The 13,831-nt window shown below is 69.9% G+C and carries 12 protein-coding genes; 8 read left to right on the top strand and 4 right to left on the bottom strand.

Translation table 11 applies throughout. The annotated features are described in order from the left end of the window. Positions 1 to 25: 25 nt before the first annotated feature. The gene (locus ACWCRB_RS13190) at positions 26 to 532 is read right to left on the bottom strand and encodes a MarR family winged helix-turn-helix transcriptional regulator (RefSeq protein WP_450996122.1); all 507 of its coding nucleotides are present in this window, start codon (positions 530 to 532) and stop codon (positions 26 to 28) included. Between the two features lie 87 nt (positions 533 to 619). Here ACWCRB_RS13190 and ACWCRB_RS13195 point away from each other — a divergent pair, with 87 nt between their 5' ends. The 8 genes from ACWCRB_RS13195 to ACWCRB_RS13230 all read left to right on the top strand — a co-directional run bounded on the left by ACWCRB_RS13195 (position 620) and on the right by ACWCRB_RS13230 (position 11,186). Then, positions 620 to 982 carry an HGxxPAAW family protein gene (locus tag ACWCRB_RS13195; protein ID WP_450996123.1) on the top strand — a complete coding sequence of 121 codons (363 nt, stop codon included), beginning with the start codon at positions 620 to 622 and terminating at the stop codon, positions 980 to 982. A 36-nt stretch (positions 983 to 1,018) separates the two neighbouring features. Next, positions 1,019 to 1,927, top strand: coding sequence for a DUF2797 domain-containing protein (locus ACWCRB_RS13200; RefSeq protein WP_450996124.1), 909 nt, complete (start codon positions 1,019 to 1,021; stop codon positions 1,925 to 1,927). Positions 1,928 to 2,306: 379 nt separating this feature from the next. After that, the gene (locus ACWCRB_RS13205; RefSeq protein WP_235476918.1) at positions 2,307 to 3,044 is read left to right on the top strand and encodes a response regulator transcription factor; all 738 of its coding nucleotides are present in this window, start codon (positions 2,307 to 2,309) and stop codon (positions 3,042 to 3,044) included. A gap of 155 nt (positions 3,045 to 3,199) precedes the next feature. Further along, a complete protein-coding gene (locus ACWCRB_RS13210) occupies positions 3,200 to 4,900 on the top strand; it encodes a HAMP domain-containing sensor histidine kinase (RefSeq protein WP_450996125.1) in 1,701 nt (566 codons plus the stop codon). Between the two features lie 14 nt (positions 4,901 to 4,914). Next, a complete protein-coding gene (locus ACWCRB_RS13215) occupies positions 4,915 to 6,408 on the top strand; it encodes a glycosyltransferase (RefSeq protein WP_450996126.1) in 1,494 nt (497 codons plus the stop codon). Beyond that, on the top strand, positions 6,405 to 8,657 hold the full coding sequence (locus ACWCRB_RS13220) for an ArnT family glycosyltransferase (RefSeq protein WP_450996127.1): 2,253 nt from the start codon (positions 6,405 to 6,407) through the stop codon (positions 8,655 to 8,657). The genes ACWCRB_RS13215 and ACWCRB_RS13220 overlap by 4 nt, the downstream gene beginning before the upstream one ends. 95 nt (positions 8,658 to 8,752) lie before the next feature. Further along, positions 8,753 to 10,258 (top strand): MFS transporter, encoded by a 1,506-nt coding sequence (locus tag ACWCRB_RS13225; RefSeq protein WP_450996128.1) that lies wholly within the window; start codon positions 8,753 to 8,755, stop codon positions 10,256 to 10,258. Positions 10,259 to 10,412: 154 nt separating this feature from the next. Continuing rightward, entirely contained in the window at positions 10,413 to 11,186 is a 774-nt protein-coding gene (locus tag ACWCRB_RS13230; RefSeq protein WP_450996129.1) for a TetR/AcrR family transcriptional regulator, read from the top strand. 130 nt (positions 11,187 to 11,316) lie between these two features. Here ACWCRB_RS13230 and ACWCRB_RS13235 read toward each other — a convergent pair whose 3' ends face one another. The 3 genes from ACWCRB_RS13235 to ACWCRB_RS13245 all read right to left on the bottom strand — a co-directional run bounded on the left by ACWCRB_RS13235 (position 11,317) and on the right by ACWCRB_RS13245 (position 13,769). Next, positions 11,317 to 11,787: a PPOX class F420-dependent oxidoreductase gene (locus ACWCRB_RS13235; RefSeq protein WP_450996130.1), complete on the bottom strand. Its 471-nt coding sequence runs from the start codon at positions 11,785 to 11,787 to the stop codon at positions 11,317 to 11,319. A gap of 183 nt (positions 11,788 to 11,970) precedes the next feature. Beyond that, complete coding sequence (locus tag ACWCRB_RS13240; RefSeq protein ID WP_450996131.1) at positions 11,971 to 13,026, bottom strand: CU044_5270 family protein; 1,056 nt, start codon at positions 13,024 to 13,026, stop codon at positions 11,971 to 11,973. Continuing rightward, positions 13,023 to 13,769 (bottom strand): RNA polymerase sigma factor, encoded by a 747-nt coding sequence (locus ACWCRB_RS13245; protein ID WP_450996132.1) that lies wholly within the window; start codon positions 13,767 to 13,769, stop codon positions 13,023 to 13,025. The genes ACWCRB_RS13240 and ACWCRB_RS13245 overlap by 4 nt, the downstream gene beginning before the upstream one ends. Positions 13,770 to 13,831: the final 62 nt, after the last annotated feature.

Consider the following 13,831-nt stretch of genomic DNA (forward strand, 5'->3'; position numbering starts at 1 on the left):
CCTTCTGTGCGTCTAGTACGTCCTTCTATGTGTCCGTCTCGCGGATCTCGTCCATGTACGCGCGGGCCAGTTCGCCCTGGCGTGTGAACCAGTCGGCCAGTACGGAGACTTCGGCCGGGGAGTAGTCGGCGATGAGGCCGGCGAGGCGGGCGTAGTAGGGCTCGTAGAGGGCGTGGACCCGGGCGACGGCGGCCGGTTGGGCGGCCACGCGGACCCGGCGGCGGTCGTTCGGGTCGGGGCGGCGGGTGAGGTAGCCCGCGCGTTCGAGGCGGTTGAGGATGCCGGTGACCGCGCCCGTGGTGACGTGCGCGCGTTCGGCCAGGTCACCGGCGGTGAGCAGGTCCTCGCCCGCCTCCAGGACGAAGGCGAAGCAGGTGAGGTCGGTGACGTTCAGGCCGAGGCGCCGGGCCATCTCCTGCTGGCTGAGCAGGTGCGTCGCGATGGTGTGGTCCATCGCCGTGAGCATCTGGGCGGGGGACGCGGGCGGGCGGGACGTGTCGGGTGGGCCCTGCGCGTCAGGGATGCCTTGCATCGGGAATTGCCTTAGCTGGTGAGAGGTTTTGTGGTTAAACTGCTTACGGCGTGAGAGATTCTCGATTCTACGTGGGGAGACGCGCACGTGAGCACCTACGACGAGGGACACACCGTCGCCGGCTGGACCGGCACCGCCATCGGGACCGTCGGGTCCTGTGTGCTCGGCCTCGGAATCTGTACGACCTCGGCCCTCGCGGTGACGGGCGGGATCGCGGTACTGGCGGTCGCCCTGCTGGTCACCTGGGCGCTGCATCTCGCCGGGTGGGGGAAGGCGCCGGGCGTGCGGCCGGTGGGCGAGTGGCGGATGCGGGCGCGGGACCGCTCGGCGCGGGCCGGGCATTCGGGGTGCGTGGGGTGCCGGCTGGCGGGGCGGGGGCGACGGGTGGGCGGGGCGAGCGGTACGGCCGTTGCCGCCGAGTCCGCCGAGGTCGTTCCGGAGCACGTCTGACGGCGTTGTCAGTGGCAGCCCGTACTCTCGCAAGGGATGGCACAGGCGTGGAGATGCACGGGGCTGCGATGGTCGGCGGACGGTCCCGTGCTGCGGTGGGACGGTGGGCGCGACAGTGCGCTGACGTGGGGAAAGAGGGTGGCCTTCGGGGTCACGGAAGGGGGCGTACGGACATGTGTGGGAGCGCGGGGCAACGCCTGTCCGATACGGGCGGTGGTGTCGGGGCGGAGTACGGGGGCGCGGTGCGAGGAGTGCGCGCGGCTGGACCGGGCGCACTCGGTCGCCGCCGACACGATCGCGGACGATCCACGCCCTTATCACGTATATCTGGCCTGGTTCGGGCCCGGCATGACCAAGGTCGGCATCACGGCGCTGGAGCGGGGCTCGGCGCGGCTGCTTGAGCAGGGCGCTGTCACCTTCAGCTGGCTGGGGTCCGGCCCGTTGATGGCCGCCCGGCGTACGGAGGAGCTGCTGCGCGCCGCACTCGGGGTCCCGGACCGGATTCCGTACGCCGACAAGCGGGCGGTGCGGGCCGCGCTGCCGGGGACGGTGGCGGAGCGGGCCGCCGAGGTCGAGGAACTGCACGCCCGGGCGGTGGCGCTGGGCGCCTGGCCCGAGTCCCTGGAGCGGGAGCCCTGCCAAGTCGTCGACCACGTCGGGGTGTTCGGGCTGACCGGGTTGGCGCCGGCTGTGGGTGCGGTGAGCGAGCTGGTGGCCGGGGGTGTCGTCGGGGGCGAGCTGGTGGCGGCGGCCGGGCCCGATCTGCATCTCGACCTCGGGGACGCGGCTGAGGACGGGCGGGGCGTGGTGGTGCTGGACACGAGGCTGATGACGGGGTGGGAGCTGGTGCCGGTCGGGAGCGGTGGACTCACCGTGCCTGTGCGGGAGTTCAAGGGGATGAAGGGGGCGGGGGAGGCGGCGGGGGTGCAGGACGGGTTGTTCTGAGCCCGATTCGGGGGGTATCGAGCTGAGGAAGGTCTGACATCGGTATGAGGATGAGGTGAGAAGGGGAGGTCGGAGGGGACGAATCGGGCGTGCGGAAGTGGGGTGCGCGACGTCGGATCAGGTTCGCCCAGGAGACGCACAGGATGCCCTCTGGTGGCCTCAGGGGCTTGTCGTCAACGGGTCCGGCGGCCTGTGAAGCCGAGAAAAGGGCAGGTCATAGTGGGTATTGGTGGGTCGGGCGAGGTTGGCCGGGCGGGGCCGTAAGCGACATTTGGGCGGCGGATCCCCAGGGGTTCCCTGAGAGGCGCCTGTGAGTTTCTCAGGAAAATCACAGGTTCCAGAAAGCTTGCTCTCAGAGGACACCGACAAGGTGTCCGCTATGACCACGACCTCGCCCCAGGGGCGCACCGAACTGCTGAGGCCGGACGGGAGCCCCGTCCGAGTGCTTGTGGTGGACGACGAGCTGTCGATCACCGAGCTGCTGTCCATGGCCCTCCGCTACGAAGGCTGGCAGATCCGCAGCGCGGGTGACGGAACGGGTGCGGTGCAGACCGCGCGCGAGTTCCGGCCCGACGCCGTCGTTCTCGACATGATGCTGCCCGACATGGACGGCCTCACCGTCCTCGGCCGGCTGCGGCGCGAGCTGCCCGACGTACCCGTGCTGTTCCTGACGGCGAAGGACGCCGTCGAGGACCGGATCGCGGGCCTCACCGCGGGCGGCGACGACTACGTCACCAAGCCCTTCAGCCTCGAAGAGGTCGTGGCGCGGCTGCGCGGCCTGATCCGGCGCTCCGGTGCCGCCGACCGCCGCTCCGACTCCGTGCTGGTCGTCGGTGACCTCACCCTCGACGAGGACAGCCACGAGGTGTCGCGGGCCGGAGAGGGCATCCACCTCACCGCGACCGAGTTCGAGCTGCTCCGCTTCCTGATGCGCAACCCGCGGCGCGTGCTCAGCAAGGCCCAGATCCTCGACCGCGTGTGGTCGTACGACTTCGGCGGCCAGGCGAACGTCGTCGAGCTGTACATCTCCTACCTGCGACGGAAGATAGACGCCGGGCGCGAGCCGATGATCCACACCCGGCGCGGTGCCGGGTATCTGATCAAGCCCGCCGGCTGATCCGTACTCGGCGTGGGGCGGGCATGTGTTCGCCCTCATAGTCGCGGGTCGGTCGATTCCCCGGCGTACGGGACGGCGCGCGGTCAGAATGTAGGGCGCGTCAATGGTGGTGCCGCTCCGGAAGACGTAGTCGAGCCCGGCAGGAGGGCAGCACGGTGAGCAGTCAGAGGAAGTCGCACAGGCAGCGGAAGGTGAAGCGGCAGAACAAGCCGCGGACGTTGCGCACGCGGCTGGTGGTCTCGGCGGTCACGCTGATCGCCGTGGTGTGCGCCGTGATGGGTACGGTGACGACCATCGCGCTGGAGAAGCACCTCTACACGCAGCTCGACACCCAGGTCGAAGAGGCCGCCAAGCGTGCCGGCGGGCCGCCGAACGGGACGGGGCCGGTCGGCAACCCGGGCGGCAACCCTGAGGATCCCGGACAGCAGCCGGGCACCGCACCCTCCACGGGCACCGCGCCCTCCACCGGCAACGCCACCACCTCCACGGGCGCCGCGAACCAGACCGTCAAGGAACGGCTCACGGAGTTCATGCAGAAGGGCGGGACGCAGGAGTACACCGTCGCCGCGGCCGTCGACGCGAACGGAGGTGTCACCGAGGCGTACGTCGCCGAGATGCCGGCGTCGAGCACGACCTCGACCGACAGCAGCGAGATGGAGGCCGTCGCGCTGAGCGCGGCGCAGCGGTCCGAGCTGGCCGCCGTCTCCCGAAGCGGTGGCCTGCACACCATCACCCTGGGCGACCTCGGCGAGTACCGCGTCACGTACGTCACCGGCAGCCGCGGCAACTTCTACGTCGCTCTGCCCACCGACTCCGTCACCCAGACCATCAGCACCCTGATCCTCGTCGAGGTCAGCGTCACCGCCGCGGGCCTCGTGGCCGCCGGTATCGCAGGCTCCGTACTCGTCGGAGTGGCCCTGCGTCCCCTCCGCAAGGTCGCCTCGACCGCCACCCGCGTCTCCGAACTCCCGCTGCACACCGGCGAGGTGACCCTCAACGAGCGGGTCGCCGAGTCCGAGACAGACCCGCACACCGAGGTCGGCCAGGTCGGCGCCGCCCTCAACCGCATGCTCGACCATGTGCACGGCGCCCTGCACTCACGCCAGCAGAGCGAGATGCGCGTACGCCAGTTCGTCGCGGACGCCAGCCATGAGCTGCGTACGCCGCTGGCGTCGATCCGTGGATACGCCGAGCTGACCAGACGTGGCCGTGAGGAGACCGGCCCCGACACCCGGCACGCCCTCGGGCGGATCGAGTCCGAGGCCGGACGCATGACCCTCCTCGTCGAGGATCTCCTCCTCCTCGCCCGCCTGGACGCGGGCCGCCCGCTCCAGTTCGACCAGACCGACCTCGTACCCCTCGTCGTGGACACGATCAGCGACGCGCGTGCCGCCGGCCGGGACCACAACTGGCGGCTCGACCTGCCCGACGAACCCGCACTGGTGTCGGCGGACGCGGCCCGGCTCCAGCAGGTCCTGGTGAACCTGCTGGCCAACGCCCGTACGCACACACCGCCAGGGACGACCGTCACCGCGCGAGTGCAGCGGCGCGGGCCGTGGCTGTGCGTGGACGTGCAGGACGACGGACAGGGCATCCCCGCCGATCTGCTGCCGCATGTGTTCGAGAGGTTCGCGCGAGGCGACTCCGCGCGCTCCCGGAACACCGGGTCCACCGGTCTCGGACTCGCCATCGTGCAGGCCGTCGCGAACGCGCACGGCGGTGCGGTGACCGTCGACAGCGTGCCCGGGCAGACCATCTTTACGGTGCATTTGCCGGCTCTTGCCCCCGAAACAAACTGGCAATCGGACTCACAGGTACAGCACAGTGCCACCACATGGGTGGAACAGGGGGCCTGACGAAAGTCGGTCCTATGCGAACCGACTCTTCTCCCGGCACTCTGCCGGCGCGGGAGCACCTCCCGGCCGGAGACGCCGGTACGCCTGTCCTGGACGTAGTGATCCCCGTCTACAACGAGGAGAAGGACCTCCAGCCATGCGTGCTCAGACTGCACGAGCACCTCAAGCGCACGTTCCCGTACGCGTTCCGCATCACGGTCGCGGACAACGCGTCGACGGACACCACCCCTCAGGTGGCCGCGCGGCTGGAGGCGGAGATACCGGAGGTCAGGTCCTTCCGGCTGGAGCAGAAGGGGCGCGGCCGGGCCCTGCGGACAGTGTGGTCCGCGTCCGACGCGCCGATCCTCGCCTACATGGACGTCGACCTCTCGACCGACCTCAACGCCCTGCTGCCGCTGGTGGCACCGCTGATCTCCGGTCACTCGGACCTCGCGATCGGCTCCCGGCTCGCCCGCTCCTCGCGCGTCGTGCGCGGTGCCAAGCGGGAGTTCATCAGCCGGACGTACAACCTGATCCTGCGCGGCTCGCTGCAGGCCCGCTTCTCCGACGCGCAGTGCGGATTCAAGGCCATCCGGCGTGATGTCGCCCAGATCCTGCTGCCGCTCATCGAGGACACCGGCTGGTTCTTCGACACCGAGATGCTGGTGCTCGCCGAGCGCGCCGGACTGCGCATCCACGAGGTGCCGGTCGACTGGGTCGACGACCCGGACTCGACCGTCCACATCGTCAAGACGGCGACCGACGACCTGAAGGGGGTGGTGCGGGTGGGCAAGGCCCTCGCCTCCGGTTCGCTTCCGCTGGACCGGCTCGCCCGGCCCTTCGGCGACGACCCGCGCGACCGTGACATCAAGGACGTACCCAAGGGGCTGGCCCGCCAGCTCGTCGGGTTCTGTGTGGTCGGCGGCATGTCGACCCTCTTCTACCTGCTGCTCTACAGCGCCTTCCGGGGCTTCGCCGACTCGCAGATCGCCAACGCGCTCGCGCTGCTGGTCTCCGCGGTCGCCAACACGGCGGCCAACCGGCGCCTGACCTTCGGGGTGCGCGGCAAGGGCGGTGCCGTCCGCCACCAGGCGCAGGGCCTGGTCGTCTTCGGCATCGGACTCGCCCTGACCAGCGGCTCGCTCGCCGCCCTCAACGCGGCGACCAGCGACCCCGGTCACTCCACGGAACTGGCGGTGCTCATCGCCGCCAACCTCGCGGCGACGGTGCTGCGGTTCCTGCTCTTCAGGGCCTGGGTGTTCCCGGACCAGCGCGACGAGCCGGCGGCCTCGACCGTCGTGGCCTCGCACACACCGAGTTCGCCCACGTACCAGGCCTACACCACGGGCCAGTACACCAACGCTTCGTACAACAACTCGCAGTACAGCAACACCTCTTACGGCAACTCCCCTTACCCCACTGACCAGTTCCGCGCCGGTGATGTCGCGGACCGCACCTGGGGGGACCCGACCATGCGGCTCCAGCCGGTGCGCCCGCACGACAGCCAGGATCCGAGGAACCCGCGATGACCACCGCTCACTTCGATCAGACCACCTATCCGCCGCCGGACTCACCGGACTCAACAGCCGTACAGCAGACGGTGTTTACCGACACCGCCGTGCCGGCGCCCTCCTCCGGTGAGCCCAAGCAGCCCTTCGTACACAGACTGTGGCGCGGGCGGCCCGAGGACAACCGGTGGATACGGCCCGCGTTCCTCGCCACGCTGCTGGTGATCGGCGCGCTGTACTGCTGGAACCTGACGGCTTCCGGATACGCCAACTCCTTCTACTCGGCGGCGGTTCAGGCCGGCAGCCAGTCCTGGAAGGCCTTCTTCTTCGGCTCCCTCGACTCGGCCAACGCCATCACCGTCGACAAGCCCCCGGCCTCCCTCTGGCCGATGTCGCTGTCGGTCCGCGTCTTCGGCCTCAACTCCTTCGCGATCCTGTTCCCGCAGGTCCTGATGGCCGTCGCCACGGCGGGTGTGCTGTACGCGTCCGTGCGGCGCCGGTTCAGCGCCACGGCCGGTTTCCTCACGATGGCGGTCTTCGCGCTGACGCCCGTCGCCGCGCTGATGTTCCGCTTCAACAACCCGGACGCGCTCCTCGCGCTCCTCATGGCCGCCGCGGTCTACGCGACCCAGCGCGCCATGGAGCAGGCCCAGACGAAGTGGCTGCTCTGGGCGGGTACGGCGATCGGTTTCGCCTTCCTGGTCAAGACGCTCCAGGCCTTCCTGATCCTGCCGGTCCTCGCCCTGGTCTACGTGATCTTCGCGCCGACCAGTGTGCGCAGGCGTATCGGACAGGTGCTGGCCGCCGGTCTCGCGATGGTCGTCGCGGGCGGCTGGTGGGTCGCGATCGTCGAACTGTGGCCGGCGTCCTCGCGCCCCTACATCGGCGGCTCGCAGAACAACTCGTTCCTTGAACTGACCTTCGGCTACAACGGACTTGGCCGTATCAACGGCGAGGAGACCGGCAGCGTCGGCGGTGGCGGCGGCGGAGGCAGCAGCGGCCAGTGGGGCGAGACCGGCTGGGACCGGATGTTCAGCTCCAGCATCGGCGGCCAGATCTCCTGGCTGATCCCGGCGGCGCTGATCCTGCTCGTCGCGGGCATCTGGGCCGGCCGCAAGGCCACGCGCACGGACGGCGTCCGCGCCGCGCTCCTCCTCTGGGGCGGCTCGCTGCTGATCACCATGGTGGTCTTCAGCTTCATGCAGGGCATCTTCCACGAGTACTACACGGTCGCCCTCGCCCCCTACATCGCGCCGCTGATCGGTATCGGCGCGGCCCTGCTCTGGCGGGAACGGGACAAGATGTGGGCGTCGCTGACGCTCGCGGGTGCCATGACGGCGACCGCGGTCTGGGGTTACGTCCTCCTCAACCGCTCCTCCGACTACCTGCCCTGGCTGAAGTGGCTGGTGCTGGTGGGCGGCCTGGTGGCCGCGCTGGGCCTGATCTTCATCAACAAGCTCGGGCGTCAACTGGCCCTCGCGGTCGTCGGGTTGAGCTTCGTCACGGCGCTGGCCGGTCCGACGGCCTACTCCCTCACCACCCTCAACGAGGGCCACACCGGCTCGATCGTCACGGCCGGTCCGTCCGTCCAGGGCGGTCGCGGTGGCTTCGGCGGTGGCGGTGGCGGCGGTATGGGTGGCGGTCCCGGCGGCGGTGGCGGCATGGGCGGCCAGCAGGGTCAGCAGAACGGCAACGGCAACCAGCAGGGCGGTGGCGGCATGGGCCAGCCCCCGACCGGCGGCAACAGCAACGGCGGCGGGTTCCCCGGCGGCGGCAACGGCCAGAGCCAGGGCAACGGCAACACCCAGGGCCAGGGCAACCAGCAGGGCGGCATGCCCGGCGGTACGACCGGCGAGGGTGGCGGCATGGGCGGCGGCGGTGGCGTGGGCGGTCTGCTCAACGGCGCCAGCGTCACCAGCGAGGCCAAGGCCCTGCTGGAGAAGAACGCGAGCGACTACACCTGGGCCGCGGCGGCCATCGGCGCGCAGAACGCGGCGAGCTACCAGCTGGCCACCGGCGACCCGGTGATGGCGATCGGCGGCTTCAACGGCACCGACCCGTCCCCGACGCTGGCCGAGTTCAAGAAGTACGTGGAGGACGGCAAGATCCACTACTTCATCTCCAGCGGCTCCGGCGGCGGCATGGGCGGCAGCAGCAGCACGACGAGCACGTCGTCCCAGATCAGCTCGTGGGTCGAGAGCAACTTCAAGGAAGTGACGGTGGGTTCGGCCACCTTCTACGACCTGACGCAGCCGACGACCAGCAGCTGACCGTTTTTCCTGGTGGTGACCCGGAGCGATCTCGCTCCGGGTCACCATTTTTAGTTTGTTGTACGCCGTACAGGAACTGTTCTACGGTGTACAACATGTCTACGTCCCCCCAGGGCACCCTTCCGGACCAGGCTCAGGGCCACCCCCAGCGCTGGCTGATCCTCGGTGTCATCTGTCTCGCGCAGCTCACCGTGCTGCTCGACAACACCGTCCTGAACGTCGCGATCCCCTCCCTCACCCGGGAGCTGGGCGCCTCCACCTCCGACATCCAGTGGATGATCAACGCGTACTCGCTGGTCCAGTCGGGCCTGCTGCTCACCGCCGGCAGCGCGGCCGACCGCTACGGCCGCAAGAAGATGCTGGTCGCGGGCCTGGTCCTGTTCGGAGTGGGCTCACTGGTCGCCGGACTGGCCGACAGCACCGGCCAGTTGATCGCGGCGCGGGCCGGGATGGGCGTCGGCGGCGCACTGCTGATGACGACCACGCTCGCCGTGGCGATGCAGATCTTCACGCCGGAGGAGCAGCCGAAGGCCATCGGCATCTGGGCCGCGGTCAACTCCCTCGGCTTCGCCACCGGCCCGCTCATCGGCGGTTTCATGCTGAACCACTTCTGGTGGGGCGCGATCTTCCTGATCAACATCCCGGTCGCGGCGCTGGGGCTGGTGGCGGTCGTGGCGCTGGTCCCCGAGTCGAAGAACCCGACCGGCGACCGCCCGGACCTCCTCGGCGCCGTGCTCTCGACGATCGGTATGTCCTCGCTCGTGTTCGCGATCATCTCCGGCCCCGAGCACGGCTGGACCTCCGGCCGCGTACTGGCTCCGGCGACGGTCGCGGTCGTCGTCCTGGGCGCCTTCGCGTACTGGGAGAGCCGGATCCCGTACCCCATGCTCGACATGCACTTCTTCCGGAACCGCCGGTTCACGGGCGCGGTCGCGGGCGCGGTGCTCATCACGTTCGGGATGGGCGGCTCCCTCTTCCTCCTCACCCAGCACATGCAGTTCGTGCTCGGGTACGGCCCCTTGGAGGCCGGGCTGCGCACGGCGCCGCTCGCCCTCGCGATCGTCGCCCTCAACTTCACCGGCGTGGCGGCGAAATGGTCGGCCAGGCTCGGCACCCCGCTCGCCATCGGGCTGGGCATGACGGCGATGGCGGCGGGCCTGGTCTCCATCGCGACGGTTGCCTCCGGCGGTTACGCGGGTACGTTGCTGGGCCTGCTGCTGATCGGTACGGGCGCCGCGGTGGCGAGCCCGGCGATGGCACACGCGATCATGAGCTCGATCCCGCCGGAGAAGGCGGGCGTCGGGGCGGGGATCAACGGCACGGTGGCGGAGTTCGGGCAGGGTCTGGGGGTCGCGGTGCTCGGCGCGGTGCTGAACTCGCGGTTCGCGGCGCTGGTTTCTGTGGCTGCGGTTTCCCTGCCGGGGGCGTTGGCGGAGGCGGGGTCGGGGGCGGAGAGGGTGCGGATCACGGAGGCGTTTGCGTCCGGGTTGGAGACCAGTCAGTTGGTGGGGGCGGTGGCTGTGTTGCTGGGTGGGGTGGTTGCGGCGGTGTTGTTGCGTCGGGCGGAGAGGGCAGAGTCTGAGGTGGGTGTGGTCGCCTAGTGGGGTGGGGGTTCTGTTCGATTGCGGCTGCTGCGGCGTCGTGGCTGGTCGCGCCCACGCGGCGGAGCCGCATATCAGACACAGCCCCGCGCCCCTTTAGGTCGGCTGCGGCCTAGCATCTTTGTAAGTGAACGTTCGTATTGGAAGGCGGGTCATGGCGAAGGCAGTTGAACGGCCTGCGCGGACCAGCGTGTGGTTGGACGGCAAGGCATCGCGCCGGAGTAGCGGTACTGGCCGGGGCGGGCAGCCCTCGGGGCTGGACCGCGACCGGATCACCGAGGTGACCGTGCGGCTGCTGGACGCGGAGGGGCTGGCCAAGTTCTCCATGCGCCGTCTCGCCGCCGAGCTGAACGTGACGGCGATGTCCGTGTACTGGTACGTCGACACCAAGGACGACCTGCTCGAACTCGCCCTCGACGCGGCCTCCGCCGAACTGCGCCTGCCCGCCCCGGAGGCCGAGGGCGAGGACTGGCGCGACCAGTTGCGCGTGCTGGCCGGCGAGTACCGCTCCCTGCTGGTCCGCCACCCCTGGGTGTCGCCGCTGGCCGGTACCTACCTCAACATCGGCCCGCACTCGCAGGCCTTCTCGCGGGTCGTCCAGCGAGTGCTCCGCCGCACCGGCCTGCCCGCGCGGGGCCTCACGGGCGCCATCGCCGCCGTCTTCCAGTTCGTGTACGGCTTCGGCACGGTCGAGGGCCACTTCATCGCCCGCTGCGCGGACGCCGGCATGACCCAGGACGCCTATTTCCGGCACGCCATGAGCGCTGTCGGTGCCGCCCCGGAGACCGCCGAGTTCATCCAGGAGTCGGCGGACATGATGGCGGCGCGGGGCGGCGGCACGGTGGAGGAGATGCGAGAACGGGACTTCGACTTCGCCCTGGAGCTGCTGGTGGCAGGAATCGAGGCGATGGTGAAGAGGCCCGAGTAGACCCACCTGCTCTTAGGGGCGCGAGGCTGTATCTGATCTGCGGCTCCGCCGCGTGGGCGCGACCAGCCACACACAACCCGCACCCGCAACCGAACAGAACCCCCAACCCATTTGGCGCCCCGCAATTCCCCTACTCCTGCGGAGCAAGCCGCGCAGGGAACCCACCGGTCGCCACAGGCCCCCACTTCACCGGAGTAACCCGAATAATCGACTTACCCTGCTTCACCATCGCGGCGCGATACTCGTCCCAGTCCGGATGCTCCCCCGCGATGTTCCGGTAGTACTCGACAAGCGGCTCGACAGCCTCCGGAGAGTCGATGACCTCCGCCGTCCCGTCGATCTGCACCCACGGCCCGTTCCAGTCGTCGCTCAGGACGAGCAGGCTGACGCGCTCGTCCCGCTTGGCGTTGCGCGTCTTGGCGCGTTCGGGGTACGTCGACACGACGACCCGCCCCGAGTCGTCGACCCCGCAGGTCAGCGGCGAGGCCTGCGGGGAGCCGTCCGCGCGCCGGGTGAGGAGGATCGCCCGGTGCCGGGGCCGCACGAAGTCGAGCAGCTCGTCCAGGGACACGGAGGTGTTCGTAGCGATGTTCGGTGCCATGCGGCCAGCCTAGGGGCAGAGGGGCTGCGGGACCTGTCTCCACAGGGCCTGAGTCCAGCGCTGAGGCAATGGGAGTCGGGGTGTTCACCCGGCCGGACCCGGACAGGCGAGAACGGCGTCCGCCGGAGCGGACGCCGCTGGCTGGCTCGGTCGGGCCGGGTCGGCCGGTGTTCTGCGGCTCGGTCAGGCCGAGTTGGCCGGTACCTGGCCGACCTTGTCCACGACACCGACCTCGATGAGCGCGGCGTCGGTCGTTCCCAGGTAGACGAAGCTGGACGAGTCGAAGACCCAGGCGTAGCCCTTCGAGGAACCCTTGAAGGTGAGGCCGACACCCTCCCGTCCCGAGGCGTCCTTGACATGGTCCACGACCCTCACACCCGGGAGCTTGGCCAGGGCACGGTAGATCGCGGCGCTGAGGTCGGGCAGCAGGGTGGCCTCGTCGATGAAGGCTCCGAGGTTCTCGATGACCACCTCCGGGCGGCGGTTCACGGGCACGTTGTCGGCATCGGCGTAGAACCTCGCCAGCAGCGCGTCGGGGTCGGTGGGCAGCGCCTGAAGCTGCTTGAAGAACGGGTATCCGGTGCCGCCCATGGTCATGTCATCCTTGTGGGACGGGTCGGGCTCGCCCGTCGAGGACACCGCGATGGACTTCCTCAGCCCCTGCCGCGTGCCGTCCACCGAGATCCACTCGTCCTGTCGGATGGTCCCCTCGTACCCGAGCTTCGCTTCGCTCCCCTCGCCGGCCTTGGCGTCCTCCCAAGTTGCCAGATACCAGCCCAACTCGTCCGACGACCCCAGCGACCGGGTGTAGATGAACTGGTCCTTGCTCACCGTGACCGCCTGGCGGTCGGCCGCCGCCAGGGAGATCCGGTCCAGCAGCCGCGTGACCTTCTGCTGGTCGGTGACACCTGTGCCGACCGTGCCGCTCCTGCCGTCCTGCGCGCCGTCGATCGACACCACGCCCAGGGCCACGACGGCGGTCAGCGCCAGCGGAGCGGCGACGAGAACGAGGCGCCGCCCGGGGCGCCGGCGTGCGGGGGCTATGGGTGAGGTGTTCGAGGAGCTGTTCGTCGCACCCGAGTGCTCGTGGGCGGACTCGTGGGTGATGTGTTCCATCAGATGTTCCCTCAGTACGCGGTGGCGGTCCTGAGCGAACACCGGACGGCCGGGCGCGGGCAGCAACTCGGCCAGATCCTGGTGGTCGGCCGGCTGAACGCGTCGTCGTGGGTTGGTGTTCATCGCTTCTTCTCCTGCGTGGACCGAGCCGGCTGGTGGCGGCTACCCGGTAACTGTCCGACCGCGACCGGGCGTTGCACTCCGCTGCGCCCGATGCCGCTTTCCGCGCCGAAGCTGCCGTCCGTGGCGCCCGTACGGTCCCCACCGTTCGTACGGCTCCCGCCATTCGTGCTGCCAGAGCCGCCAGAGCTGCCCTTGTCGCCCTTGAGTTCGAGTTCGGTGAGCTTGCGCAGGCGTTTTCGCGCGCGGGAGAGCCGGGACCGTACGGTGCCGACGGCCACGCCCAGGGCCTCGGCCGCCGTGGCGGCGTCCAGGCCCTCCCACACGCAGAGGGTGAACACTTCGCGCTCCCCACGGCGCAGCGTGCGCAACGCCCGCTGCGCGGCGGCCAGTTCCTCCGAGTTGGCCAGGCGCTGTGTCACCTCGTCGGCGAAGTCCGGTACGGGGTCGGGGGGCGGGACCTTGATGAGCGCGGCCTGGTGTCTTCGCGCCGCCCGCGCGGTGTTGCGCGCGACGTTCGTCGCGATGCCCAGCAGCCACGGGCGCAGGCTGTCCTCGCCCGGAAGCACCCGCTCGCGCAGCCGCCATGCCTCCAGGAAGGTCAGCGACACGATGTCGTCGGCCATGACCCAGTCGCCGGTCATCCGGACGGCATGCCGGTGGACCACCGAAGCGTGCTCGTCGAAGAGTTGCCCGAATGCATCGGGATGCCCGGCTCGCACACGGTCGCGCAGTGAAATCTCCACACTGCTTCCTGTCCTCCGCACGGGCCGCGCTGCGGTGATCCATGTCACACCACAGCCGCACC

This window comes from Streptomyces sp. NPDC002156 (genome assembly GCF_053593675.1).

Bases quoted from the DNA above. Each gene is read 5' to 3' on its own strand.
- ACWCRB_RS13190 (WP_450996122.1), bottom strand. From the start codon at position 532: ATGCAAGGCATCCCTGACGCGCAGGGCCCACCCGACACGTCCCGCCCG.
- ACWCRB_RS13200 (WP_450996124.1), top strand. From the start codon at position 1,019: ATGGCACAGGCGTGGAGATGCACGGGGCTGCGATGGTCGGCGGACGGT.
- ACWCRB_RS13205 (WP_235476918.1), top strand. From the start codon at position 2,307: ATGACCACGACCTCGCCCCAGGGGCGCACCGAACTGCTGAGGCCGGAC.
- ACWCRB_RS13215 (WP_450996126.1), top strand. From the start codon at position 4,915: ATGCGAACCGACTCTTCTCCCGGCACTCTGCCGGCGCGGGAGCACCTC.
- ACWCRB_RS13220 (WP_450996127.1), top strand. From the start codon at position 6,405: ATGACCACCGCTCACTTCGATCAGACCACCTATCCGCCGCCGGACTCA.
- ACWCRB_RS13225 (WP_450996128.1), top strand. From the start codon at position 8,753: ATGTCTACGTCCCCCCAGGGCACCCTTCCGGACCAGGCTCAGGGCCAC.
- ACWCRB_RS13230 (WP_450996129.1), top strand. From the start codon at position 10,413: ATGGCGAAGGCAGTTGAACGGCCTGCGCGGACCAGCGTGTGGTTGGAC.
- ACWCRB_RS13235 (WP_450996130.1), bottom strand. From the start codon at position 11,787: ATGGCACCGAACATCGCTACGAACACCTCCGTGTCCCTGGACGAGCTG.
- ACWCRB_RS13240 (WP_450996131.1), bottom strand. From the start codon at position 13,026: ATGAACACCAACCCACGACGACGCGTTCAGCCGGCCGACCACCAGGAT.